This is a genomic window from Paenibacillus sp. GCM10012306, assembly GCF_042649265.1.
Lineage (GTDB): Bacteria > Bacillota > Bacilli > Paenibacillales > Paenibacillaceae > Paenibacillus_AQ.
Genome location: NZ_JBHRYW010000004.1, coordinates 73416 through 100164 on the forward strand (window position 1 = coordinate 73416; position 26749 = coordinate 100164).

General features: G+C 46.1%; 17 protein-coding genes. 9 read left to right on the forward strand and 8 right to left on the reverse strand.

The features are described 5' to 3' along the window. Window positions 1-209 precede the first annotated feature (209 nt). On the reverse strand, window positions 210-554 hold the full coding sequence (locus ACFORK_RS11210) for a hypothetical protein (protein ID WP_379198744.1): 345 nt from the start codon (window positions 552-554) through the stop codon (window positions 210-212). Window positions 555-858: 304 nt separating this feature from the next. Here ACFORK_RS11210 and pyrH point away from each other — a divergent pair, with 304 nt between their 5' ends. The 5 genes from pyrH (at window position 859) to ACFORK_RS11235 (ending at window position 11811) form a co-directional block, all read left to right on the forward strand. Further along, window positions 859-1596 carry a UMP kinase gene (pyrH, locus tag ACFORK_RS11215; RefSeq protein ID WP_301880595.1) on the forward strand — a complete coding sequence of 246 codons (738 nt, stop codon included), beginning with the start codon at window positions 859-861 and terminating at the stop codon, window positions 1594-1596. 225 nt (window positions 1597-1821) lie between these two features. After that, a complete protein-coding gene (locus tag ACFORK_RS11220; RefSeq protein WP_379198747.1) occupies window positions 1822-2721 on the forward strand; it encodes a helix-turn-helix domain-containing protein in 900 nt (299 codons plus the stop codon). A gap of 64 nt (window positions 2722-2785) precedes the next feature. Beyond that, window positions 2786-3886 carry a phosphotransferase enzyme family protein gene (locus ACFORK_RS11225; RefSeq protein WP_379199343.1) on the forward strand — a complete coding sequence of 367 codons (1101 nt, stop codon included), beginning with the start codon at window positions 2786-2788 and terminating at the stop codon, window positions 3884-3886. Between the two features lie 267 nt (window positions 3887-4153). Beyond that, on the forward strand, window positions 4154-6670 hold the full coding sequence (locus ACFORK_RS11230) for a winged helix-turn-helix domain-containing protein (protein ID WP_379198749.1): 2517 nt from the start codon (window positions 4154-4156) through the stop codon (window positions 6668-6670). 257 nt (window positions 6671-6927) lie between these two features. Next, window positions 6928-11811 (forward strand): S-layer homology domain-containing protein, encoded by a 4884-nt coding sequence (locus ACFORK_RS11235; RefSeq protein WP_379198751.1) that lies wholly within the window; start codon window positions 6928-6930, stop codon window positions 11809-11811. Window positions 11812-12015: 204 nt separating this feature from the next. Here the strand turns inward: ACFORK_RS11235 and ACFORK_RS11240 are convergent, their stop codons facing one another. Together ACFORK_RS11240 and ACFORK_RS11245 are read right to left on the reverse strand one after the other, a co-directional pair. Then, on the reverse strand, window positions 12016-12579 hold the full coding sequence (locus tag ACFORK_RS11240; protein WP_379198753.1) for a sugar O-acetyltransferase: 564 nt from the start codon (window positions 12577-12579) through the stop codon (window positions 12016-12018). Window positions 12580-12828: 249 nt separating this feature from the next. Continuing rightward, complete coding sequence (locus tag ACFORK_RS11245; RefSeq protein ID WP_379198755.1) at window positions 12829-13869, reverse strand: sensor domain-containing diguanylate cyclase; 1041 nt, start codon at window positions 13867-13869, stop codon at window positions 12829-12831. A 408-nt stretch (window positions 13870-14277) separates the two neighbouring features. On the opposite strand from ACFORK_RS11245, the gene ACFORK_RS11250 reads away from it, so the two are divergent. Further along, window positions 14278-14859, forward strand: a complete 582-nt coding sequence (locus tag ACFORK_RS11250; RefSeq protein WP_379199345.1) for a sensor domain-containing protein — start codon at window positions 14278-14280, stop codon at window positions 14857-14859. Window positions 14860-14980: 121 nt separating this feature from the next. Further along, window positions 14981-16774, forward strand: coding sequence for a response regulator (locus ACFORK_RS11255; protein ID WP_379198757.1), 1794 nt, complete (start codon window positions 14981-14983; stop codon window positions 16772-16774). A gap of 124 nt (window positions 16775-16898) precedes the next feature. On the opposite strand, the gene ACFORK_RS11260 is transcribed toward ACFORK_RS11255, so the two are convergent. Beyond that, the gene (locus tag ACFORK_RS11260) at window positions 16899-18968 is read right to left on the reverse strand and encodes a serine hydrolase domain-containing protein (protein WP_379198759.1); all 2070 of its coding nucleotides are present in this window, start codon (window positions 18966-18968) and stop codon (window positions 16899-16901) included. Window positions 18969-19221: 253 nt separating this feature from the next. On the opposite strand from ACFORK_RS11260, the gene ACFORK_RS11265 reads away from it, so the two are divergent. Together ACFORK_RS11265 and ACFORK_RS11270 are read left to right on the forward strand one after the other, a co-directional pair. After that, the gene (locus ACFORK_RS11265; protein WP_379199347.1) at window positions 19222-19758 is read left to right on the forward strand and encodes a DedA family protein; all 537 of its coding nucleotides are present in this window, start codon (window positions 19222-19224) and stop codon (window positions 19756-19758) included. A gap of 134 nt (window positions 19759-19892) precedes the next feature. Further along, window positions 19893-20033 (forward strand): hypothetical protein, encoded by a 141-nt coding sequence (locus ACFORK_RS11270; RefSeq protein ID WP_379198761.1) that lies wholly within the window; start codon window positions 19893-19895, stop codon window positions 20031-20033. Between the two features lie 207 nt (window positions 20034-20240). On the opposite strand, the gene ACFORK_RS11275 is transcribed toward ACFORK_RS11270, so the two are convergent. The 4 genes from ACFORK_RS11275 to ACFORK_RS11290 form a co-directional block, all read right to left on the reverse strand. Next, window positions 20241-21053, reverse strand: a complete 813-nt coding sequence (locus tag ACFORK_RS11275; protein ID WP_379198763.1) for a hypothetical protein — start codon at window positions 21051-21053, stop codon at window positions 20241-20243. 77 nt (window positions 21054-21130) lie between these two features. Then, window positions 21131-21769, reverse strand: a complete 639-nt coding sequence (locus ACFORK_RS11280) for a hypothetical protein (RefSeq protein ID WP_379198765.1) — start codon at window positions 21767-21769, stop codon at window positions 21131-21133. Between the two features lie 548 nt (window positions 21770-22317). Next, a complete protein-coding gene (locus tag ACFORK_RS11285; protein ID WP_379198767.1) occupies window positions 22318-24945 on the reverse strand; it encodes a family 16 glycosylhydrolase in 2628 nt (875 codons plus the stop codon). Window positions 24946-25177: 232 nt separating this feature from the next. Then, window positions 25178-26749, reverse strand: coding sequence for a response regulator transcription factor (locus ACFORK_RS11290; protein WP_379198769.1), 1572 nt, complete (start codon window positions 26747-26749; stop codon window positions 25178-25180).

The following is a 26749-nucleotide window of genomic DNA, read 5'->3' on the forward strand; positions in this document are numbered from 1 at the left end:
CATATTTATCCGAAAATGTTCGTGTGGACAAGTTGAATGCTCTATTCCGAAAATTATCTTGGCTATGGAGTTATCCAGCACTGTGAGAGCAATGATTAAAGAGAAGGTTATCAAAAATTTCATCGCAGTTCAAAAAGCAGACGAGTACAGGGAAATAATCAGCGATAAATTTCAGCCCTTTGTCCTGCAGGAACCGAACCATTGGACGTTCACTGAACTTCTAAATCAATCATGTGTAGTGTGTAACAGGACTTAAATCTCAATTGCCAAAGGTCGAGGGAGTCTTTATCATTGACTCGTTTCGCGTATCCCATGCCCATACTCTGTCGTTGAAGTGAGATCCAAGTGAAGGCACCCAAAGGCCCCAAACGGGTGCCTTTCAATTTCGCTTTAAAGATGATACGGTGAACGGTATCACAAGTAAGCACAAAGTCGTCGTTAATTGAAGCGTCAAAGAACAATTCAATGTCCTTGACGCTTCTTTCGTCGGGGTTGTTCCCAATGTTAACAGTGATCTTGTTTATGATTGAGTGAAGTAAGTCTTTTTGTTTCACTGGTTCAACCTTCGTTATTACCGTTGAGAAGCCCGTGGAAGTAAGGTGTAGAACACACCAGAATGGCTTCTGGTGCGGTCTGGCGAAGCGATACGATAACAAGTAAAATATGTAGGTTACGGTAATTGCAATTTACCTTCACGTAATGTAAAATTACTTGATGGAAAAAACATCAAGGGGTGGGAGTATGAGGTGGAAACGGAAGACTTACATTCAGTCGACTTGCGTAATTTCATATTTCCATTCCATTAGAACACTAAAGCATTTATTGCTTTAGTGTTTTTATTTTATGGGGGTGTAATAATTGTCAAGGTACAAAAGGGTTCTCGTTAAGCTAAGTGGTGGAGCAGTAGCAGGAAACTCTGAATTTGGTTTTGAGCCAGAAAGGTTAGACCATATTGCGGATGAAATTATGTCAGTAGTAAACTTAGGCGTTGAAGTATCGTTAGTTATAGGTGGGGGTAACATTTTCAGAGGTAATATGGCGGAAAGCTGGGGGATAGAAAGGGCAGAAGCTGATAACATTGGGACGCTTGCGACTGTAGTAAATAGTTTAATGCTTCGTGGAGTTCTTAAAGCCAAGACCAAAAAGGAAGTACGAGTAATGACGGCAATACCTATTACTTCAGTTGCAGAACCATACATCCGTCTAAGAGCAATCCACCATCTAGAAAAAGGCTATATTGTAATTTTTGCAGGGGGGAACGGTCAACCTTACGTTACAACAGACTATCCTTCAGTACAAAGAGCCATCGAGGTTAATTGTGACGCTTTATTAGTTGCAAAGCAAGGTGTTGATGGTGTTCTTAATGCAGACCCTAAATTTGATAAAGATGCAAGGAAATTTCGTTCGCTTCATTACAACGACGTTTTAAAACACAACTTAAAGGTAATGGACCAATCAGCTTTCATTTTAGCAAGAGACTACAATCTGCCAATGCATGTGTTTAACTTCGATAAACCAGGCTCGATGAAAGAAATTTGTGAAGGTAAGAATAACGGTACGATAATTAGTGGCGAATCAGTTTTAGAGTTGGAATGAAATATGTTAGATATAAGGGTCTTGGCTCTAGGTCATGAATATGATATATGTAGCAAAAATTGCTTGAAGCGGTCTTAGCTAACGTACAGAATAGCAGGAAATTCGATAATTTATAAGGATTCTAGCCCTTCAATTAAGCGACAATAATTTCCACCTTGTGGTATGATTTCACTAGTAGCAAATATGTTCGGTTTAGAATTTTAGGAACAAAAACATACCAGGAGAGTGACATCGGCTATACAACCATACAAACTCCTTTCTGATCTCCTATCCCGAATAGAAGAAAATATTTCTGGTACGAGCGAGACAGAATATCTGAACGATCTCCCGATCTCCACTATTCATTTGCGTCGACTTTTCAAGTTCGCTTTTGGCGTGCCGCTACAAAGCTATATCCGCTCTCGAAAGCTAGCCGTCAGCTTAGAGGATTTGATGAAAACTGAGAAGCGGGTCCTCGACATTGCTATGGAATGCGGTTATGAACATGAGCAAACCTACATACGTGCGTTTAAACGCGAATATGGGCTTACGCCTGGTGAATGTAGAGATTCCGGCAGAAACATTCACTTAACACCTCCTCTTAATCTATTTCCAAAGAATAATGTTAGCGGGAATATGCTATACGGGCCGGAATTGGTCATGATTCCATCCTTTCATTTAATCGGGCGAATGTATCAAATTGAGATTGCTGAAGCACCGACAAAAGCACCCGAAGTGGCCAAACAGTTTTGGTGGGGCAATCGGCATAATGTTCCTGATCCAGTAGAATCTAATATCTTTTACGGTCTAACGAGGAAACCTGATTCATCGCTTAGTTGGACGCACTATCTACCGTCTATGCGTGTAAGGGATCTGAACGATATTCCAGACGGTTTTACAGGTGACACAGTCCCTGCTTCTATGTGTGTGAGCTTTCGCTATATTGGGAACCATCATTACGAGGAAATTAGCGAATTACGCGCAGAGGCGCTGTATACTGCCATCGATAGGCTTGTCCAGGAGCACAATGGGAGATACGAACTTCTGGATAGCGAATTCTTCTTCGAAAAAATTGACACGGATGCATATGATGGACAATATTGTGAAATGGAATGGTTTGCGCCCATCAGAGTGAACAATGCTTAAAATGATCAAAAAAGTCCATTGAGCTTGCCGCTATTGAGGTATGCTCTTTTGGTATTCATAAATGATGGTTGTACGAAAAGGAGAGATAGTTATAAACTACAACGAAGTTGTTTCAATCGGAGATACCTATTTACTTACAGCAGTATCAGAATTGTTCGGATTAGAAGGCTTTGTCATCCGGCAGATACCGCCACATGAGGGCGGCAGGAATGTCGTATACACCTGTGAGAAAGAAGGTGTCAACGCCAAGATACTAAGAATCGCTTTTTTGCCTGACAGAAGCCGGGAAGATTTTCTGGGAGAAGTGGAGTATATCAGGTATTTATTCGAGCATGGTGGAACTGTCGCGGATGTAGTCAGCTCCAAGAAGGGAAACCTGCTAGAAGAAATCACTCACAATAACCGCACTTTTTTTGTCTGCCTATTTGAAAAGGCCAAGGGCAAGACGCTTGTGGAAAATCATTATCAGTACCGGGATGGAGCTCCGATTACTGAATATTATTATAATTGCGGTAAAGTTCTGGGGAAGCTGCACCATATATCAAAAGGATATACGCCTGTTCATCGCCGTTATAGTTTTTTTGATAAATTTAATGCTGAATATATCGATAGACTGATTCCTGACTCCTTACCCTTGGTTAAGGGGAAAATGGTACAGATCCTCAATACTTTAAAAGGATTGGGAATTAATCAGGAGACGTTCGGTATGATCCATTTTGATTATAACGATGGGAATTATTCGATAGATTTTGATACTGGGCAAATAACCGTATATGATTTCGATAATTCATGTTTCGGGTGGTATATGTGTGACCTAGCAAGTCTCTGGACTCACGGAGTGGGCTGGACTCAATTTGAACCGGACGCTGGTAAACGCAGAAAGTTTATGAATGATTATTTTGAAACTGTCCTCGCGGGATATAGATCCGAGACCAAAGTGGAAGATTCAATGTTGGATAGGCTGCCCTTATTTATTCAAGTAGACATTATGGAGAGTATTGTGGATGCTTTCGAGGTAATGCAGAACGCTGGTGAGGAACCGGAGTGTGACGAGGAATTGTCGTATCTCATAAAATGTCTGGAGGACGATATCCCGTATAAGGGATTTTTCCATGACATGTACTCTTGTGAAGAGCCCTTTGAGTATGAGGAACGGAATATTTAGTCTTTTTGTAGCATCCTCTAACTGAACTAGTGACGAACGATAGTTGAACAAAGCCAGATCAAAGAAAGGGCCATCCGACAAAGGATGGCCCTAAAACTTGCCGCTTCAGCCAACGCGGTGAACCGTATCATAAGTAAGACGAAATTTTTCGCATTAATCGATGGCTGGGCGAGGAAGCTGCCCGGCTTATTTTATTTAGCAACTCTAGATTAGAAATCAGATATAATAGAGAAAGGATTAACACAACCAGATTCGAGGTGCCCTTCAATGATCCTGAGTACTAAGCTTCATATCCCGCAGACGCGGCGCGATGACCTTGTTGAGCGAGCGACGATCACGGATCTATTAAATAAAGGATTAAAGAGCAAACTTACATCTGTGACGGCTCCCGGAGGGTACGGCAAAACTACAGCTTTGAGTCAGTGGCTGCAGCAGTCCGCCATACCTGCCGTATGGATTTCCTTGGGTCCTCAAGATAATGATCTGATTGAGTTTTGGAGCTATACGATCGCTGCAGTCAATAGTAAGAACCCCCAATTTGCGGAAACAGTCACCCCGTATTTGTCATCCTTAAAGTCAGGAGCGTTTGAGCCGTTCATCTCAGCCATGATTCGCGAGCTTGACAGCAACTCGGATGAATTGGTCATGATTTGGGACGATTATCATGTGATTGATCTTGCCTCCATTCACGCATCAGTGGCATATTTTCTTGCTTATTTGCCCGCTCATATCCACCTCTATGTAACAAGCCGGGCAGAAATGCCCTTTCCTACAGCAAGGCTGCAGACGACTGGCCAAATGGTGAAAATCACGATTCAGGAGCTGCGATTTCAACTTGCGGAAGGAATTCGTTACTTTCAGGATTGCATGGGATTGCCACTGTCGGGAGAAAAGATAGCTGTACTGGTCGACCGCACGGAAGGGTGGATTAGCGGACTGTATCTTGCGGCCATTTCGCTGCAAAGAAGTAGCAATTATTCGGATTTTATCCGCGCCTTTAGCGGGGAACACCGCAACATATCCGATTTTTTGTTTCAGGAGGTTTTTAGTCTCCAGCCGAGCGAAATTCAGTCCTTTCTATTGGAAACTTCGATCGTAGTCAGGATGAATGGCCCGTTGTGCGAGACGGTTACCGGACAAGCGAATTGTCAGGAGCTGCTGGAAAGACTGGAACAGCATAATTTGTTTATCGTTTCCTTGGATGATCAGCGGGAATGGTATCGCTATCATCATTTGTTTTCCGAGTTTTTACGGAGGCTTTTTCGGCAGAGGTATGCGGGACAATCGAAGGAGTTGCATGTCAAGGCAGCCCGTTGGTTGGAGGAGCACGGGTTTTTGGAAGAAGCGGTTGAGCAACTATTTATGGGTGGACTTCAACTCGAAGCAAGCGCTTTGATCGAAAAGCATCTGCAAAACCTTCATGCGAAGAGAGGTGTGCTTTATCGATGGTTGCGCGATCTACCGGAGTCCTGTTTTACTGGAAAGCCGGGAATTCAATTTCTTTTTGTCAAAGTGATGGTGGAAACTAATGAATTGGAGTTGGCACAAGCAAGACTTCGCCTAATGGAGGACAAGCTATCGGATCCGGAATGGAAACCTTACGCAGGAACCGTCCATTTTTTGTCCGCGGCCGTTTCTTTTTACCGAAGAGACTTTCGGCGGGCGAATGAATATTTTGAGATATTTGATCGGCATGCGCCTGAGGGAAGCTACGTTCAGATGATCGAAGCGAACTCGTATTCGATGTATTTTGATACCTTATTGAGTTTTTTCAATGATCTGCATGATGCGGAGAGATTCTTTAATAAATGGATTAAAGTATGGGAAGAGAGAGACAATTACCCCTACGCCGGGTTTTTCTACAATACGTACAGCTTGCTGTTATATGAATGGAACCGCTTGGAAGAAGCCGAAGCTTATGCGGAGAGGGTACTGAGGTCAACGTGTATGCAGCCGTATGCTCTTATTCTGTTAGGCGCTTCTGTTAATGTTGCGCGGATCTGTCAGGCCAAGGGGGATTCGGCTAAAGCGTTGGAATGGCTTGAGTGGGTTAAACCTAAGATCAATTCAGTGGATAAAGCCATGTTTATGAGGAGGATAGAGGCGGAGAAGGCAAATTTGTCGCTTGCGAACGGCTCTATGGATGAGCGTTGGCTGCAAACATGCGGCATCAAGCATACCGATACGATCCCGCTCGGTCCGATTAAAGAATATCTTATTTTGGCAAGCGCGCTTATGGAACGCCGAGAAGTCGATGAAGCTTTACAACTGCTAGAACAATTGTACCTGCTTGTCGATAAGGCTGAGCGGACCTGGGATAAGGTCAAGGTGGTCATTCTACAAAGCATGGCTTTTTATCGAAAAGGAGAATTGACGAACGCTGTAATGAAGCTGGAAGCGGCACTCCAATTGGCGGAACCAGGGAAATACATCCGCAGTTTCTTGGATGAAGGGGCAAAGATGGCCGAATTGCTGCGTGAATATATCCGGCAAAGGCAGATCAGCGTTAACCGTAAGTCTGCGGGTATACTCTACGCCAGAAAATTGCTTTTGTTGATGTCGGATCATACGAATGGGACTGCAAGCCCGAGAGCCCTTATCACGAAACAGGAATTAAAAATATTACGGATGATTGACATGGGGCTATCGAATAAACAGATCGCCGAACAACTTCAAATCACAGCCGAAACGGTCAAGAGCCATCTGAAAAGTATGTATAGAAAACTTCATGTGAACAGCAGAGCACAGGCACTGAAGCAAGGAAAAGAATTAAAATGGTTGTGAGAGCTATTTATCGCAATTAAGGAGAATCCTTATTGTACAATAAATATTTGCATGAGGTATATCCCCCATATTTTTTCCGTCCCTCCCCCTTAGATGGGGGATTTTTTTTGTGTTGAAATCGTCTTATATTAGGACGACAGTGACAATGATCGACAAGAATGGCGAGGGAATGTTGTTATTTGTCGTCTATAGTCATCTTGTATCGCTGCATCGCCGGTTGCAATCATTATTACAAATAAAGAGGTGTATACGAATTTATGAAACGATCGACATCAAGACTCAAGAGGTGGTCTTCCCGATCAGGGAAGATCGTTCTGGCATTTGTACTCGTCTTGACGCTCATCCCATTCATGGGTGCAGGAACGGCAGTCCATGCTGCCTCGTCAACTTGGCCAGCGGTGGGACAAAGTGTACAACCGTCCAACGTGCAAACTTTGCTCAAAGTGGACAGCACGTTGTATGCGGGGACGGGGAATTTCGGCAATGACGTATGGTCGAACAGTAATGGTACTTGGACACAGATGAGCGGCTCGCCGGCCAATGTGCGAAGCTTTCTCGTTGATGCGGATGGCACGTTGTATGCGGGGGCTTGGGGTGACGGCAATAACGTATCAACGTACACGGCTAGTGGTGGATGGAAGCAGATGCCCGGCTCGCCGAGCAATGTGTATTCCTTGATCGATGTAAACGGTGCGATTTATGCGGGGGCTTCGAATGGCTCTAGCAACGACGTATGGACGTACACGGCTATTGCCGGTTGGACGAAGATGATGGGTTCGCCGGGCGATGTACAAGCCTTGACGTATATTAATGGCACGCTATATGCGGGGACTGGAAGCAACGGCGTATGGTCGAACAGTAACGGTAGCTGGATGCAGATAAGCAACGGCGTTAGCAATCCCAAATATATAGCTTCGTTGCTTAATGTAAACGGCATGCTGTATGCGGCGGGAACTCAATCTGGAGACAACCGCAGCGTTTGGACGTACAATAACAGCAACGGTACATGGACGCCAATAGCCGGTGCGCCGGCCAGAGTGAAAACCTTGCGCTTCGTGAGCGGCACGCTGTATGCGGGAACTGCCTCCGGTGCCGGTTTCGACGACGTATGGACGTACACGACTGGCGACGGTTGGGCGAAGATGAACGGCGCACCGGGCAGTGTATATGCCTTGCTCGATGACAACGGGACGTTGTATGCAGGGACGCAGACCGGAAGGAACGACGTATGGACGAACAGTAACGGCACGTGGGCACAGATGGGCGCTTTGCCAGGCAGAACCAACACCTTGCTTAGTGCCAATGGCACGCTGTATGCAGGGACGGATGACGACAATAACGCCGTATGGGCGTATACGACCAGAGGCGGATGGACACAGATGAGTGGCTCGCCGGGATATGTGTATGCCTTAATTGATGTAAACGGTACGCTGTATGCGGGGACTTCTAATGACGACGATGACAACGATGTATGGACATATGACACGTCTGCTACTACTCCAAAATGGACGCAGATGACAGTAAGCAATGCGCCAAGTAACGTATATGCCTTGCTCAATGTAAACGGAACGCTGTATGCGGGGACGAATAACGGCGACAATGACATATGGACATATGATACTGCCGCGACTATGCCTGAATGGACGCAGATGACGACCGGCAGCGCGCCGAGTTACGTAAATACGTTGCTTAATGTGAACGGCACGCTATATGCGGGGAATGCTGCTGGTGGCAATGACGTATGGACATATGACACGACTGCGACTACGCCCGAATGGGCGCAGATGACGACCAGCCATGCGCCGAGTTATGTGACATCCTTGCTCAATGTGAACGGTACGCTGTATGCGGGGACTAGTAACTTTGACAATGACATATGGACCTACGATGCTAACGCGACTATACCCGAATGGACGCAGATGACGACCAGCCATGCGCCGAGTGGTGTGAATGCCTTGCTCAATGCGAACGGTACGCTGTATGCGGGGACAGATAACGATAGCAACGACGTGTGGATGTACAGCAACGGCATATGGGAACAGGTAGTCGGTTCGCCGAGCCAGCTACATGCGCTGCTGGAAGTCGGGGGAACGCTATACGCAGGGGGAATAAACGGTGTAGTACAACTAATCGCTCCCGAAACACCTGCGAATTTGCAATCCAGCAGCACCACATCTGTATCAACTATCCTTTCGTGGGATGCCGTATCAGGAGCGACCGGTTATTACCTCTACGAGAATGGAGACAATCCGGCGATTGCCACTGTATCCGGCACCACTTATACGGTGAGCGGACTGACACCGAATACCTCTTATACGTTTACGGTGAGCGCATTCAATGCAATTGGTGAATCGGAGCAGAGCGATGCAGTCCCTGTTCAGACACTGAGCGCAGACGCAACGCTGACCTCGACGATAGGAACGGTAAGCACAGGCGGAACAGCGGAGGAAAGCATCACGAATGTTCCGTACGCCACGACGTTGAATGAGTTCAAGGCAGCGATCACGCCGGCAGAGAATGCATCGTTTGAAGTCTATGATGCAGACGGAACAACCGTAGCGACGGCTTTGGCAACCGGCAAGAAGGTTATTGTTACTGCGCAGGATGGAACTACGAAGGTAACGTATACGGTAACGGTGACGGTGGCAGCAAATTCTGCAAAAGCCATCACAGCATTCGGATTCGAGGGACTGAGCCCGGCGGTAACGGGAACAGTTAATGAATCGAATAAGACCATCGAATTGACCGTGCCATACGGAACGGATATAACGTCACTAGTCCCAACGTTTACAACAACGGGCGTTAGCGTGAAGGTGGGAAGTACTGCGCAAGAGAGCGGAACAACACAGCAGAATTTCACTGAACCAGTAACATACACTGTTGTAGCGGAAGACAATACGACACAAGATTATACGGTAACGGTGACGGTAGCGGCGAATCCTGCAAAAGCCATCACGGCATTTGGATTCGCGGGACTGAGTTCGGTAGTAACGGGAACGGTTAACGAATCGAATAAGACCATCGCATTGACCGTGCCATACGGGACGGATGTAACGTCGCTAGTCCCAACGTTTACAACAACGGGCGTTAGCGTGAAGGTGGGAAGCACCGAACAAGCGAGTGGAACAACACAGCAGAATTTCACGGAACCGGTCACATACACCGTTGTAGCAGCGGACAATACGACACAGGATTATTCGGTAACGGTGACGGTAGCGGCGAACACTGCAAAGGCCATCACAGCATTTGGATTCGCGGGATTGAGCCCTGCGGTAACGGGAACGGTTAACGAATCGAATAAAACCATCGCATTGACGGTGCCATACGGAACGAATGTAACGTCGTTAGTGCCAACGTTTACAACAACGGGCGCTAGCGTGAAGGTGGGAAGCACTGAACAAGCGAGTGGAACAACACAGCAGAATTTCACGGAACCAGTAACATACACCGTTGTAGCAGCGGACAATACGACACAAGACTACACGGTAACGGTGACGGTAGCAGCGAACTCTGCAAAAGAAATTACAGCATTTGGATTCGCGGGATTGAGCCCGGCGGTAACGGGAACGGTTAATGAATCGAACAAAACCATCGCGTTGACCGTGCCATATGGAACGAATGTAACGTCGTTAGTGCCAACGTTTACAACAACGGGCGCTAGCGTGAAGGTGGGAAGCACCGAACAAGCGAGTGGAACAACACAGCAGAATTTCACGGAACCCGTAACATACACCGTTGTAGCGGCGGACAATACGACACAGGATTATACGGTAACGGTGACGGTAGCGGCGAACTCTGCAAAGGCCATCACAGCATTTGGATTCGGGGGATTGAGTTCGGCGGTAACGGGAACGGTTAATGAATCGAACAAAACCATCGCATTGACCGTGCCATATGGAACGAATGTAACGTCGTTAGTGCCAACGTTTACAACAACGGGCGCTAGTGTGAAGGTGGGAAGCACAACACAAGCGAGCGGAACAACGCAGCAGAATTTCACGGAACCAGTGATATACACCGTTGTAGCAGCGGACAATACGACACAGGATTATACAGTAACGGTGACGGTAGCAGCAGCACCAGCATCAACACCAACACCAACACCAACACCAACATCAGAACCAACATCAGGCAATAGCGGTACCCTGCCAGTAACGTCCTCAAACAATACAGTGATCTCCACAGACGGTACGCTAACGCTTTCCATTGGTAAATCCGGCGAGGTTAGCATAGGCGATGATGTCAAGATTATAATTCCTACAGGTGCGTCAAACAAAGAATTGAAAATCACGGTAGAAAAAGTGGCAGACACACAAAAGCTGCTTACAAGCAAGGATGTTCTGGTCAGTCCGGTATTCGAAATTCTAAAAAACTTTCCGGAAAATTTCAGCAAGGAACTCACGATGATCTTTACCTTTGATCCGAAAAAATTAAAGGGTAATCAAAAACCTTCTGTATTTTTCTACGACGAAATAAAGAAGGTATGGGTGGAAATCGGCGGCGAGGTAAAAGGAAATACCATCACCATAAAAGTTAACCACTTTACGAAGTATGCGGTACTCGCAGCAGGTCAAGGCGAAGATTCAGCTACAGTCACGCCGGTCAACTTCAGCGATATTTCCGGACACTGGGCTGAGGCGAGCATCAATCAAGCGGTAAGCTTCGGAATCATCAGCGGTTATCCGGACGGTACGTTCAATCCGAACCGTACCGTAACGCGTGCGGAATTTGCAGTTATGCTGATGAATACTCTCAAGCCGCAAGGAGATGGAGCCGAACTGACGTTTATTGATAAAGGGAAGATCGCAACATGGGCGCAGAATTCGGTCGCGCAAGCGGTAAAAGCGAGCATCATTAATGGCTATGAAGACGGCACTTTCCGACCGGACGCCGAAATTACGCGTCTGGAGATGGCGGTGATGATCGCAAAAGCGCTGGGACAGTCAGTTGAAGCTGCAACGGCAACAGGCTTCGCGGACGAAAAGGAAATTCCGAACTGGGCGAAAGGTGCAGTTGGGGCCATTAAAAAGCTGAGCATTATCGAAGGCAAAGGTGCAAATGCATTTGCCCCGGGCGATAAAACGACAAGAGCAGAGTCGGTAACGGTGCTACTGAGAATGTTGGCGCAAAATAACAAGTAAAGGGAAATCAAACAAGGCTGCTTTGAAGTCAATTTCAAAGCAGCCTTGTTTTTGTGTGGAGCTTGCACATCAAAGCAAAGTCCAATACTGCTCGAATCCCAGGATGTAAATGTGACAGATAGATAACGCTAGGAATTAGGGTGAGACCACATGAGGGTTGTTGTTATAGTTCTGACAGCGATAGAATCCCCGATTGGCGCCCGACTAAAGGGCTTTTTTCAAAGAGCGAATGACCTTGCACGGATTGCCCACAGCCAAACTATCTGGCGGAATGTCCTTCGTAACGACACTGCCGGCCCCGATCACGCTGTTCGCGCCGATCGTCACTCCCGGCAGGACTGTAGCGCCTGCACCGATCCATACATTATCACCAATATTGACTGGATGTGTGTATTCCAACCCCTCCAACCGTTGCTCTACATCCATGGCATGTTCTTCTGTTATAAGGCAGACGTTGGGCGCAATAAATACGTTGTTACCAATAGTAATTTTCCCGCTGTCCATGAGTTTGCAATTAACATTGAGAAAAAAATTATCCCCTACCGTGGTATTGTACCCATAAGTACAGAAAAGCGGCTGCTCCACAACGCAATTATCTCCCGTCTTTCCCAGCAGTCCGCGAATGGCAGTCCGTCGTGCTTCGTGGTCTAGCGGGTGTATATTGTTATATTCATATAGCTTTTTCACGGTATCCGCACGGTCTGCGACAAGCTCAGGATCGCCAGGTTGGTATAACAGACCAGCATGCGATTTTTCTTTTTCGTTCATAACATCAACTCCTCTGTTCAAAGTATTTTATTATAAGGGATGATATGGTTCAACTATAAGATTACGCCATTGGCATTATGGAGATTGTGAGACAGAGATGGCCGAATGTAAATCCATTAGCAAAAAAAGGCACCCTAATCGGGTGCCTTTCGATTTCTCACTTTTGCCTAGACTCGCGGCGTCGATGAATATTTCCATTGTTTTGACTGGCCCCGTGACCCTCTTAATGGGGTATCCGTATAACTGAAATCACACTACCAGCTCGCCTTTAATCGCAATTCTATTAGTACCGTTGGTCTTGGCGAGATACATCGATTGGTCCGCATCGCGAATGAGATCAAGTTCCGTCATGCCCTCCACCCATAGCGTACAGCCAACGCTAGTGGTCATCGGTAGTTGAAGCTCCTTGATCTGCATCGGTGACTCTAGTTGCCCGATCAAACGCTTAGCAACCTGCACCAAGCCGTCGTAGCCGTTTTGCAGCCATGCTGCCACCAGAAATTCATCGCCGCCAACGCGTGCTAATAGATCGGTCTCCCGAACGACTTGCTTAATTCGCTTCGCGAACTCTACAAGTACAAGATCACCGACTTCATGTCCGTAAGTATCGTTGCATTGCTTGAATTTATTCAAATCGAGGTAGAACACCCCGAATACGCCTTCTTGGCAACTAGCCCGATTCATCCAGCCTTGGATGCGAGTGCTAAATCCTCTGCGATTCAACAAGCCCGTCAAAATGTCACGCTCTGTCAATTGAATAAGCTCGATCTCTAGTTCTTTACGTTTTTCGATCTCGGCTCTTAATTGAATCAATAATTGCTCATAATCGTTAAGCACACGAATTTTGTCATCGTAGTTAATTTGTTTGCCTAATTCTGAGCCCAGGGCGAGCGATAATAACTGTAGCGTTTCAATATCGCGGTCAGAGAAAGCGTCGGAGCGACCGGAAATGACCTTCAACACGCCGACGGCAGCGCTGGAGTCAAACAGGGGTACGCAGACCATGCTCCGTGCGCCGACTCTCATAGTCGCTTCCTTATCGACGCGATCGTCCTGCTGTGTATCCGGCGAATACAAAATTTCTTTCTCTGTCACGCACAAACCCGACAAGCTGCCGTTCTTTTTTATTCGAATTCCAAGATGAGGCTGCAGGGTACCGCTGACAGCGGCATAAACCATTTCATCGTCCGCCAGCATTTCTATAGTAGAACCGTCGGCATCAGTTAATAGGCACATCCGATCGCAGATTGTCTGCATAAACAACTTCAGATCAAAGTTAGATAACAGCATCTGCTGTTGGACTTCCATTAAGACTTTTAGGCGATGGTTTTCAAGCATCTTCCCAATTCCTCCATACTATGCGTGTAATTATTCGTCATGATTAGATAATATGCTAGCACGTTTAATACAGTTTGTCAGCGCTAAGCCCTAAGCTTGACGGACAGTTGGGAGAGCTTCATCTTCTGATAGCAGATCGTCATCGGCGCCGTTGTATCCGATGTATCAAGATGATTCTAATGAGTAGATACGTAGGGGCGAAGGCAACGGAGACCGAAAAGTGGCTCATCTGGCACCTGTCCCGCTCGTTACTGCGGATAACTCCGTTCATTTTATGTCATATGACATTATGACACTGGCGGATTTGACATCAAGATCCTTAAAATACATCTACTACTTGGAAAGGATGTGGGCTCTTTGATGGCCAGAACCGTCGTTAGCTTTATTCAAAACGGCTATTTCCTGCTGCTTACTTTTGTCACAGGAATGTTTTACTTCAGCTTTTATCTGGTCGCTCTAACCTTGGGCTTGAGTCTTTCGTTTACTGTCGCGGGAGTTCCTCTCCTGACACACGTTTTGCGGACGACGACCGCCTTCCTGCAATTTGAACGAGTACAGACCAAGATCTATACGGACATTACCACCGAGCCTTGCGTTAAATCCGCGAGACCCGATGTGTCGAGCTGGCTTCAAGCGAAAAAGGAGCTGTTGAACGTACGCAACTGGATCGCAATTGGCTGGCTGCTGTTGAAATTCCCGATAGGGATATTAAGTCTGATCAGTGCGGCCTTGCTTTACGCAGCGCCGCTTGTATTGATTGCGGCCCCGTTCCTCTATCGGTTTATCAACCTTTCCTTTGTGGGGGTAGATACGATTGCCAAAGCCGTGATGGTATCGGCCGCAGGGGTCGTGTTGATGGCGGTGAGCTACAGGCTTACGGGTCGCTTGGCGTACTTGATAGGCGGTTACACACGTCTGATGATCAAGCATGTGAACCGGTAGTCGCCACGCCCGTATTTGCAACGTAGGCCGCCCGATGGTAGTTTACTCTATAGCGGTTTATTCAATACTAATTACGTAATGTCATACTGAAGGTCGTTAGGGGTTGATGAATTTGTTCGATATGGTCAAGCAATGGTATTGGTACGATTGGCTCATGTTCATAATCCGCCTGATATGCAGCATTTCGCTCGTGTTTACGACTATAGGGCTGCAAGAATATTTCACGCTGCCGATAGGGGTGCTTATCCTGTGGCAGCTGATTGCTTTTTCCGTTCCGTGGCTTTGCTTGCAGCTCGGTTATAAATACTACCTGTTTACCGAAATCGTGATCTCGGGCGGGATGTGTTTGTACCTGGCTGCATTTTTTCCGCAAGCCTATTTCTCATTCCTGCTGTATGCCTTTCTAATTGCTGCCCACAGCGCGCAAAAGACCTATCTCTGGTCAGGGCCTGTATCCATATTGCTCCTGCCCGCCATGATCAAGCTGCTTGCAGAGCAGAGTGAATACTGGGTCATGGCCGTTCACATCGGGCTGGCGTATGTCTTCGGATTTTCCTTTCATTTACTCGCGCTCAATTCTCGTCAAGGCGAAATTATCCGCGAACAAAATGGAGTGTTGGAGCAGTACCTGTCCCAGATCGAGCGCATCACGCTTGCTGAAGAGCGGAACCGACTGTCCAAAGAGCTTCACGATACCGTCGGTCATGCCTACACTTCGCTCATTATGGGATTGGAAACGTTGCGTCCTGAGGTGGCAACGGATACAGGGAGAGAAAGGCTCGATTCCCTATTGAACCTGGGCCGCCAAAATATGGAGGAGGTCAGAAGCTACGTGCATCAAATCGAATCGCCGCATGAGGCACTTCCGCTGCTTCAGTCTTTGAAGAAGCTGGCGGAGGAGTTTCAAGAGCATGCCAAGGTGACGGTTCGGTTCCATGCCTACGGGGAAGAATACCCTGTAACGAAGCAAGCGAAGACAGCCCTTTATCGCTGCCTGCAAGAGTCGTTGACAAATGCTGTGCGTCATGGAAACTCGACAGAGATTAAGGTGTCCGTGCAATTCGAGCCCCAGCAGACGAGACTGGAAATCCAAGATAACGGCCGCGGGATGGAAAATGTGAAGGAGGGCTTCGGTTTGAGCGCCATGAAGGAGCGGGCGATGAATTTGCAAGGCCATGTGGCCGTCTATACGGAGCCGGGACAAGGCACTCTGGTTACCTGTACGCTGCCCAGACAAACGGAGCTTAAGGATGAAGTCATCCGGCTGTTGGTCGTAGATGACCAGCCCTTTATCCGTGAAAGCCTGCGGACTCTGCTGGAGGAGCAGCAGGATTTGCAGGTTGTTGGAACGGCAGAGGATGGCGAGCAAGCGATCGAGCTGTGCAGGCAGGTTCAGCCGCAGCTGGTGCTTATGGATCTGGAAATGTCGAACATGGATGGAATCGCCGCATCTCGTACGATAAAAGAATTGTGGCCCGATATCCGCATTCTGATTCTCACTACGTTCGAGGATACCAGACAGGCTCTCGAGGCAATGCGAAGCGGGGTGGACGGATACTTGTTGAAGTCCATGCAGCCGTTAGAGCTGGCTGAAACGATACGCACCGTCTACCGCGGGGGTACACTGATCGATCAAGGCATGTCGCACAAATTGTTTGCCCAACTGGAAGCGGACAATAGCGGAGATGATCCTTCGTTAGTCAAAGAAGCGTCATCGGCCTATGAGTTAACGCCCCGGGAGCTTGAAATTTTACAATTCGTCTCCAAAGGGCTGCGATATAAAAGCATTGCTTCTAAGTTGTATTTATCCGATGGTACGGTTCGAAACTATGCATCATCGGCTTATATGAAGCTGGGGGTCCGCAACCGGGAGGAAGCGGTGCAAAAAGCCAGGGAGGCTGGGCTTTTGGAATAACCCCAAGTTATGTATTATGGTGGCGGATGCCCGGCATACGGAGTGATAATGCTTCGTATGTCGGCATCCGCCATTTAGATTTTTAAAGGCTTTTTTACTTATTCAGAATTAGGGTTTACGTTCATTACCGTTTGGCAATTGGCAATGTGTAGTAATCAAATGCTAGATCCAATAAGGCGCTCGCTTCCTGCCGCTTCAGTGGCTGCTTGGAACGGAAGTTGATGGAGCCGTCCTTATTGATCTGGGTATCCGGGTCCATGATGCCTTGGGATACAAGGGTTGTGATGGCTTTAACTGCCCAGGCATCACCTTCGCCACGCAATGTAACCTTCTTGGTTCCAGGCTCAGCTTGTCTCAGGTTTTGGATCATCACTGCCGCCATCTCTCTGGTGATAGGAGAATTAGGCTTATAATTAGGCACTCCGGACAACATTTGCTTCTTGTTGTCTTCAATCGTATAAGGCATGCTTTCCCAGCCATGGGCGTGTAGCAGCAACGCCGAGAACTCGCCTTGAGTTAACTTTCCATTCGGATCGAAGCGGGTAGCTGTCTTTCCGTCCATGATCTTTAAAGCACGGAGATTTTGAATATAAGACGCATACTTGCTGTTCGCCGGTACATCAGTGAATCGCGTATCCGTATTTACTTTTTGTGCATAACCCACGTAGTGCGGAAGCGTCATGTAATAGAAATAGGTGATTTTGCCTGCCCCATTTTTTTGAAAGGCTATTTTATTGCCGGCTTCATCCTCAAAGAGTAACGGGCGGATCATTTTCAGCGTACTCTTGCCCAGATCTCCTGTCTCTATAACCAATTTTCCGTTTGAATAGGAAACGTGTGATCTCATGGATCCAAGACGCGTGTTTTGGTACAATCCCACGTAGTCCTTGGCTTGCTGCTCACTGATAGCCGAGTAGGATGGCTTTGGATCCGCTGTTTTTTTAGGATAATAATGATTCATAAATGCCTCATACACGTCGAGACTCATCATGGAGTCGTTATTGTAGGACATGTAGAGCGCTGTATTTTTCTCCGGCAGAAGAACAATCAAGGAAGAATGCCCAGTCACATTTCCCCCCTTGATAACCACATGTTGACCATTCATCTTCTCTTTGAAGTAGCCTTCGAATCCGATGGTTGTGACAGGGATATCTTTGTCAGGGAACACCTGGTAGGTGTGCATTTGCTTGATGCTCTCGGGACTTAAGATTTGTTTTCCTTCATACGTTCCGTTGTTCAGATGCATCATAAGGTACTTCACCATGTCATCTGCGTTGGATACCATACCACCGCTAGGCCGATCGGTTGGTATGAATCCCTCCAAGGGGATTAGCTTGCCTTTAGGATCATAATGGGCAGCCATTCTTTTGAGCAGGTCGGGTTTAAACCGCACATTCGTCGAGTTCATGCCCAGCGGTTTGAAAATATTGTCCTCCATATACTGGGCGTATGACGTGCCCGCTACTTGCCCTACCGCATACCCCGCCAGTGTGAATCCAAAATTATCATAGGTGTACGCTTCCCCCGGAGGTCTGACCACCGTCGGCATATTCGCTTCAAGAGCTTCCTTCATCGGGTAGAATTGATTCACATATTCCGGCTTCGATCCCGAGAGGATATCCGGTTTGTCAAAGCCGCTGGTATACGTAAGCAGATCGTACATCGTTAGTTTTTTGCCTGTTTTATTCGGTACCTTCATCCCTCCCAGGTATTCCTGGATATCGTGATGCAAATCAATTTTTCCCTTATCGACCAGCTGCATAGCTGCCAATGCCGTGAACTGCTTCGTCACAGAACCAATTTGGAAAACGGTGCTGCTGTCTACCGGAATTTTATTTTCCCTGTCGGCATAACCGTAACCCTTGCTTAACAGCACTTTACCATTTGAAACGACTGCAAAATTAGAACCAACCGTATTATACTTTTTCATCGCTTCCTTAAAAACGCCATCTGCAAAGGTCTCCAGTTCCTTGGAATCCCGCGGTCCCTCCAGTGCCTTGGTATCCTGCGGCGCCTTCAGGCTGGTAACCTCAGATGTAACTGGCGGGGGAGTCTGCGGGCTATTGGCTGCGTTCCCTACTTCCGTACAAGCGTTAATGACTGTACCCGTTAACACCAGAACAGTTAATAGTAGAACTGCGCGATTCTTGCGAATCCATTTCTTCGTATTCTTTGTATTCTTCGTATTCTTCATAAATGATGTCTCCTTAACTATTGGATTTGCCTTTTAATCATCGGCTGAGCCCAGTATCGCAAAGGAGTTGTCACACCAACAAGTTGCATTTCGTCATCTATGACATTCAGCTGCTTTGCAAGTGTCATGTGACAATTCGGCACTAGGTTCATTGACAAGGGAGGCGCTAAGATACCTGAAAGGGCGATGAATCATTCAGGAGACGAGAACAGTCTCCCTTGCCCAAAGCCATTAGAACTGGAGTGTGGACATCATCGCTTTCATACAAGATATCGTTACCCAGTACGGTTATATTGGCATCTTCCTATGCCTTACGCTTGGTATTATTGGTTTGCCTGTGCCTGATGAAGTTCTCATGACGATTGTGGGCTATTTTTCTTCAATAGGGGTGCTTAATTTCCCAGTATCCCTTGTGGTCAGCGTCCTCGGGGCTATGAGTGGTATGCTGTGCAGTTACGCCCTTGGACGGAAGTTCGGCAAGCCGTTGCTATGGAAGTATGGAAAATGGGTCAGACTCACAACCAAAAGGTTAGAGAAAACAGAGAACTGGTTCCAGCGTTACGGCCCCTGGGCGATCTGCATCGGCTACTATATTCCAGGGTTCCGTCATCTGACTTGTTATCTGGCAGGGATGAGCGCTATGAACCCACGGAAATATATACTTTTCTCGGGCCTCGGAGCCTTGTGCTGGTGTGCGATTTTTATCTCCATTGGATATTTTCTAGGGGGAACATTTGATTTCTCGAATGCTCATGGATCTTTTTTGGGGTTGTTTTTCTCTGGAGAATAGAATTGCTTATGCGTCGATAATTGCTTGTTATGGTGATTTTATTAATTCTTTCGAACTCATTCAATTATGGTTTAGGCACTTGCAGAACGTGATGATATGATCGATACGTATTTGGCAGGTGTTGAACGAGGAGAATGAAACATTGCGCTGGAGACACCCAAAAGATTGTTACTGCTCTGGAGGTTGAGCCATTTGATGCCCTGGAGGAAATTAAGCTGGTTCGGGAATTACTCAGGATATTAATGAAGACAGTGGATGAAGGCAAAGTTCAATAATAATAGATTGTAGCTTCAGTATCCCGACAAGGATATTGAAGCTATTTGCTTCGGAGGGCCCTTCAAAAACATTCTTGATGGCTACGGCTGATCGGGCAGGAGAATTTGCTTGTTATGCCAGCCTGGAGGCTACTTATCTTTACAGGTGAACTTCGCAGAACCTTATTCTACTGACAAAGAGGTTCGAACGAGAATACTCATATAACGCTAGTTGTTATTGATACTTTGAGCGTCTATTGGAATAAATGATTTGCTGATAACATGATGCAAACCACGGTATTGCTGCTCTACAATTAGTTCAAAACTAACATTGTTAAGATCGTTATTCAATAGATAAGACTGATTAACAAAAAATACAAATTGATAAGAAGAAGATTTATCATTTTCAGTTAGTAAAGTTGTTGATGGGTTTACAAGAATATCTTGTGTGGAATATGGAAGTCTAAATCTGATCTTAGAATCAGGAGTATTAGTTAAGCTAAAAGTCATTATGATTTTCTGTCCTTCTTGCCTAAAATGACTTGATCTCTGGTAGCTTTCTTTTCCCTCTGGTAGCTCACTATACTTCACAGAGTTATCAAATGAATATAAACCCGTGTTTAATGTGATTACTTGATCATACAGGTCCAATACTTCAATACGATTGAAATCGTTTATTGGACTTTCTTCATTAAAGATGATTTTATTCTCATTCAAACTAATCTTTGGTGTGTCTTCATTTGAAATGGTATCAGTTTGCTCCTCATTAAAAAAAAAGCGAACCTCTTTAATTTTATTAAGAAAATCCAAAGAATAAGGAAAAATAATAGTGAACATATCATCTTTAAACAAAAAAGTTTCTTCGTTTATTCTCAAACTTTCGAGGGTCTGTATTTTTTCTTCGTTATATCTAAATTTCTCTATTTCTGTTACTGTCTGATCCGAACATCCGCTTAAAATGAGCAATCCTACAATAATTAGTATATTTAATTGAATGAAACGCGTAGTTGCTTTCCAACCCGTATACGTAATATTCCTCATGCCAACCCTCCTTGTCTTACGACAATGGGGCAATCCTCTAATGGACGCCCCATTACCACTAACTAAATTATCTTAACCTATAGAGGATTTGAAAATACCCAATATTCATTACCTCGATGATCAAGACTTGAAGCGTAATAATCAGTATCCCATATAATACCTGTATCAGTGTATTTGTAGTTTTGCTCTAAAGCTTTCTTGGCACTTTTGAGTTCAGTAACATAATACCCAGGAACTGACACGCTTTGTGTAAACTCCTTCGAATATGTTTCACCGATAGTAGCAGTCATTGAAGCCTCAGCCACATCTTTAAATCCGAATTTAGTGCTTCCACTAATTGAAGCTGTCATGCTCGATGTCGTTTTTAACGTTACCGAAACAGCTTTGCTTGTATTATTGTTATATCTATCCCAATCATGACCTGTATAAAAGTTTGATTCAGATATTTTGGTCCATTTGTTGATACCCCTAGTTGAAATTTGATCTTTTGATTTTGGTACTTGAACAATTTCTTTTAGTTCAGCATCTCTTTTTCCAGCATAGTCGTCAGGAATTACTTCTATACCGTTTAAATATGTAATATTGTTTATAACTTGTTGATCTGGCTTGCTGGAATTAATAAGATCACCATCAGTTTCAGCATACGCTGGAAGAGCAAACGAAACAGCCAAGACAGTAACTAATGATGATTTTAAAAACAACTTTGATTTTTTCATTAAATCATCTCCCTTAAATTAATTAATTCTATTTAATATTATATTTAATTCAAAAATTAGGTAATAGTTCAAATTAACTAATTTTGTTTATTTATGGAATTTATAACAACTAGCGGAAGTGACTATCTACAAAGTTTTAATTTCCAGAGGAATGAAGGGCTGTTGCCTATACTTCCAGAATTAATGAGGATAATGTAAGGGGTAAAGCGCATAAGATGGTTTATACCGATGATAGATACCATACCAGAATGGAGAAAAACAGTATTTGATTCATCAACTCATTACTAGTAAAGTTACACCTAAAGACGTAGCTGAAACTGTTAATTTTTTAGTGACATTTGTACTATAAAATCCGATAAAAGAAAGGAAAGATACCCAATCGATTCCGCGATATTGCAGTGCTCCTAACGATGTTGCTGAAACAACAAAACAGGCGAGGGGAAGCCAACACTCCCCCTCGCCTGTTCGTATTCACACAGTTCTCCTAGCGTCCAGTCACTTTAATTCCTCTCCTAGTAGCAACATGCTCCTACTAAGGTCTAACCAATTTACTCCGGAGTCCCCTGCGTCACCCCATGAACATACGTGAGCGTCGGGCTATCTACAGCCCCTTGCCCCGGATTATAGGTGAAGAAGTACTCGACGGTATCCCCCTGTTGCAGGTTATTTACAGGATACGTATAGTTACCGTTCCCTGCCGGGGTCATAGCTACGTTCAACTGCCCACCGTTATTGATCTTATAATGTAAGTCGGCAAAGGTTGCACCATTCACATAGAAGGTCAGGTCGTTGCCTGTCTTCTTCAAGCCCCGCACCGCATCGCCAACGATGATTGTACCGGATGATGATGACGGCACAACGGTGATGGTGGAGACGGCTGTTTTATTGCCATCCGCAGTTGTAGCTGTAACGGTTGTCGTGCCTGGAGCGAGGCCGGTCACGGTACCGTTTTGGCTCACGGAAGCGATGCTGTTGCCTGACACGCTCCAAGTGACCTGTTTATTGGTTGCATTGGACGGGGCGACATTGGCGTTCAACTGTACAGTCTTTCCAACCTCCACCTGTGCGGTGGTCTGATTCAGCGTTACACCGGTAACCGGCACGTTGTTGTTACCTGGATTTTCACTGTTGCCTTCTTTATACACACGAACATAATCGACCTGCATCGTTGCAGGGATATCAGACGGATCTGGGGTATTTAAATTGTCAAAGTAACCACCGATCGCCAGATTCATGATGAGGTAGAATGGCTTATCGAATGGGGCGTTTGGATTGTTCGGCGCGGCAGTGGAATACCATTGATCTCGGCTAACTTTGAAGAAGAAATTGCCGTCCACATACCACTTTATGTTATCTTCTTCCCAGACCATGGAATACACATGATAGTCATTAGCGAAGGTCTGACCTTCAGGGAAGTGATATTCGCCAGCAATATATCGGTTAACCGGCCACTGCCCGCCAAAGTGTATAGCGCCGCTGGTCGTACCTGGCAAGCGTCCTTTTGCTTCCATAATATCGATTTCACCGGATGCAGCCCATGCACCATATACAGAATCTTCTGGGAGCATCCAGAGTGCAGGCCAGACGCCATTGCCTGTAGGCAGCTTGGCACGAATATCTACTCTGCCATACTGGAAGGACAGATGGTCCTTGGTGTTGATTTTACCAGAGGAGTATTGTGCGAACCGGTTTGGATCCTGTGGAAAGGATTTGGAGTCGTGCAAGACCCGGATGTTCAGCTTTCCATCTTGTACAAAAATATTTTGTGGACTGTCTGTATAGTGCTGCAGCTCCGCATTGCCCCAACCCCAGCTATGAGGATCATTACTGATATAGTACCCTGTTTCATAGTTCCATTTATTCATATCGAGTGCGGTTCCGTTAAATTCATCCTGCCAAATGAGATTCATGCCCGCGATTGTCGGATCAGTTGGTGTGCCGATGGCAATGTCATCATGATCAGATACATCCGGGCGTGGGGCATTTGGATTGCCAATAAAGGTATAGTAGACAAAATTATTGCCGACACTGCCACCCGCTTGGCCATTCAATGGATAACCGATACGGATCTGCATATCCTCCTGAATCGGTTGGAACCAAAGTCCGTAGATATAGTCAGCCCAGTATCCCCACTGATTGGCATCGGACATGTGGTTGTAGCCATTCGCGGCGTATGCGAATCCGCTCTGACTGGAGTCACTCATAGCCACCCATTGTCCGTTAATGTTAATCTGGTACACGAATTTTCCAAGCTCGGTGCCGATTGGGGCGCCCCCATCAATTTTGGGCAGCGGTACGCCTATGACGCCGTTCACATCTGCTGTGTAGGTTGTGCCATCATAGGGAGTGAGCACATACGAATTTCTTACGGGTTCATTAAAAGTGATCGTATAAACGACGTTAGCCGAGGAGGTTCTCGACTCTAATTTTACGTTGATAGACTCCGTTACGGTAAACCAATAGCCACCACCGCCTTCGGTGAATTGGCCGAAGTTGTTATCATAGATCCAGCCGCTGGCTGCGTTATTATCAATATCAATCCATGTACTGCTGTTTACAGGTTTTACGAACACCTTCAAATCCTCAGCCACAGCTTGATAAGGGATGGACGGGTCATTGTTGAAGGTAGGATAAGTAAAGCCTGCACTGCCTGTGAAACCTGCTGTAATCTGCGGCCCTTGAGTAGGTGCCATAGCAGTGATGGTTGCTTTGTTTATGTTTTGAAAGACAAGAGTGTAATCAAGGGTAACCCCATTAGCTTTGGAGAACAGTTGAATCTCAGTGGTTGCGGAGAGTGTGAACCAATAACCGTTCAAGCCGCCGTCGCTCCAGTGCCCCCAGTTCTGGTTATAGGTGTAGCCACTTGCGCTATCAATATCAAGCCAATTGCCATTCACTTTTACCTTTACACCTACATCATCCGACACGTTGTTCCAGGTAGCGGAGCCTCCATTGAATATAGGCATAACAAAACCGAAACTGGCTTGTCCAACCCCGGATTTGGAGATGACAGGTCCGTCTGCCCCTGAAAAGTAAGCCATAGAGGTAACGGTCGTTCCTGCTGCCTGAACCTTTGAAGTTGGCAATAGCCCAACACCAGCCAGCAGCACTACTGCTAAGAACAAACTTAATAGCCTGTGCGTCAATCCACTCTCCGTTTTGCGAAGTCGCTTCATACTTGCCCTCCTGTGCTAAAATAATGGTGTTCCTTCGGAATAGACTGACCTATAGACGACAATGTCCCCAATGAAGCGGTTCTGTGCGCACTATTTGGAAACCGCTTTCATTTTAGGGTCATCTTTATTCTATCGAATGTAATAATGGGCTGAAAGGTACAATAATTTTTGTTATAACCCAATTTTTTGGCTTTTGCTTATGTCTGTTTATTTAAGCACGGATATCGCCCATTTATAGTGCGGTGTCCTGGTATTCCCCTTCGCTGTCATATTTTCTACGCATCAGTTGCCGGTACTCGGTGGGTTGCATATCCATGACATCCCGGAAGGTCCGTGTGAAGCTCTTGTAGCTCTCATACCCGACCATGGTGGCTACTTCGACGATTTTATGATCCGTTTCGGCGAGCAGTCGCCGGGCTTTATCCAGACGTACATCGCGCAGGTATTCAGCAAAGCCTTTACCGATATTCTTCTTGAACAGGTTTGAAAAATAGGCATAATTAAGCGACACGTGGTTGGACACCATCGCCAGGTCTAGCGGTTTATGATAGCTTTCGTGTATAAAACGTATGGCTTCATTCAGATCCTGCGTGTTGCGATAGCTGCACTTATATTCATAGTAGAACTGGTTCAGCCGGAGCAGCTGTTGTTGCAGCGCCTGAATATAATCGCGAATGCCATGATAATCAAATAGATTACGCAAGCATTCGATGTCCAGCGTTTCTTCTCCCATATACGGGGTGATCACTCGCACATATTCCTCCAGCATCTGTACAATGGCGCGGGATAACTGCTGTGTGTAGCGGATGTGATAGCGTTGCAGCGTATCTTTGTGAAATACTTTGGAAATGCCTTGGGTGATTGTACCGCTGTTCTTGGTGCCGATTAGCTGGAACAGGGCATATAGCTCCTCATAGGGAAGCTCCCATTGCTGCTCTAGCCGCTCAATATGTGTTGGCAGGATGCAGTTCCGATCAGGAAAAAGGTAACTGTGGTGATATAGCTCTAACGCTTGTGTATAGCTATTAGGCAGCTCTTTTAATCCTTGCTGCGGACCAGTCATGGCAATGATAGCATCCTTCTGCTCTGCCTTAAGAGCCGTGGGAAAGACTCCCGGATCTACGGCTGCATCGACAGCAAGGATCAGATACGGCCGGTGTTGCAGGCATATACATCCTTGTCTGCCATATACACGATAGGCAATGGATTCTATGCTGTGGCTACTGTCCGCCCCCGGTTGGTTAATCCATAGCTCCTCCCGTAGCAGACACAGACGGTAATTCTGCCACAGCTCTGGATTCTGCCCCTGGGTCTGAAGGATCCACGCTTCATCGTTCACTGCACCCTGCATGTACATACTTAGCTCCTTGCGGTCTGTTTCTTGCGCGCGGCGGGAGATATGCTCCATATTGCGCGAGAGCGCTTGCCGTGTTGTTATCTCCTGCTCTACATGTTCAACCGCGGTTTGCAGATCTTCACGTTTCACAGGTTTGAGCAGGTAACCCTTGGCCCCAAGCCCAATAGCCCTTTGTGCATAAGCAAAATCGCTATAGCCGCTAATAATCAGGAAATCGACCTCAATGTGCTCCTCTTTGGTCTGCGCCATCAGTGTCAGTCCATCCATATCGGGCATGCGGATATCAGTAATTACCAGTTGGATGTCGTACTGACGCAATATTTCCAGTGCCTCAATCCCGTTTACGGCACAGTAAATGTTATCAAGCTGCAGAGGGAATTGGCGCAGCATGGCCTGTAGCCCATCGCGAATATGTTTTTGATCGTCCACAATCAGAATATTGATCAT

Excerpts from the sequence above, each read along its gene's own strand:
- ACFORK_RS11270 (WP_379198761.1), top strand. The coding sequence starts at position 19,893 with ATGAAACATTGCGCTGGAGACACCCAAAAGATTGTTACTGCTCTGGAG.
- ACFORK_RS11255 (WP_379198757.1), top strand. The coding sequence starts at position 14,981 with ATGGTCAAGCAATGGTATTGGTACGATTGGCTCATGTTCATAATCCGC.
- ACFORK_RS11225 (WP_379199343.1), top strand. The coding sequence starts at position 2,786 with ATGGTTGTACGAAAAGGAGAGATAGTTATAAACTACAACGAAGTTGTT.
- ACFORK_RS11230 (WP_379198749.1), top strand. The coding sequence starts at position 4,154 with ATGATCCTGAGTACTAAGCTTCATATCCCGCAGACGCGGCGCGATGAC.
- ACFORK_RS11250 (WP_379199345.1), top strand. The coding sequence starts at position 14,278 with ATGGCCAGAACCGTCGTTAGCTTTATTCAAAACGGCTATTTCCTGCTG.
- ACFORK_RS11280 (WP_379198765.1), bottom strand. The coding sequence starts at position 21,769 with ATGAAAAAATCAAAGTTGTTTTTAAAATCATCATTAGTTACTGTCTTG.
- ACFORK_RS11240 (WP_379198753.1), bottom strand. The coding sequence starts at position 12,579 with ATGAACGAAAAAGAAAAATCGCATGCTGGTCTGTTATACCAACCTGGC.
- ACFORK_RS11245 (WP_379198755.1), bottom strand. The coding sequence starts at position 13,869 with ATGCTGTTATCTAACTTTGATCTGAAGTTGTTTATGCAGACAATCTGC.
- ACFORK_RS11235 (WP_379198751.1), top strand. The coding sequence starts at position 6,928 with ATGAAACGATCGACATCAAGACTCAAGAGGTGGTCTTCCCGATCAGGG.
- ACFORK_RS11290 (WP_379198769.1), bottom strand. The coding sequence starts at position 26,749 with ATGATCAATATTCTGATTGTGGACGATCAAAAACATATTCGCGATGGG.
- ACFORK_RS11260 (WP_379198759.1), bottom strand. The coding sequence starts at position 18,968 with ATGAAGAATACGAAGAATACAAAGAATACGAAGAAATGGATTCGCAAG.
- ACFORK_RS11285 (WP_379198767.1), bottom strand. The coding sequence starts at position 24,945 with ATGAAGCGACTTCGCAAAACGGAGAGTGGATTGACGCACAGGCTATTA.
- ACFORK_RS11275 (WP_379198763.1), bottom strand. The coding sequence starts at position 21,053 with ATGAGGAATATTACGTATACGGGTTGGAAAGCAACTACGCGTTTCATT.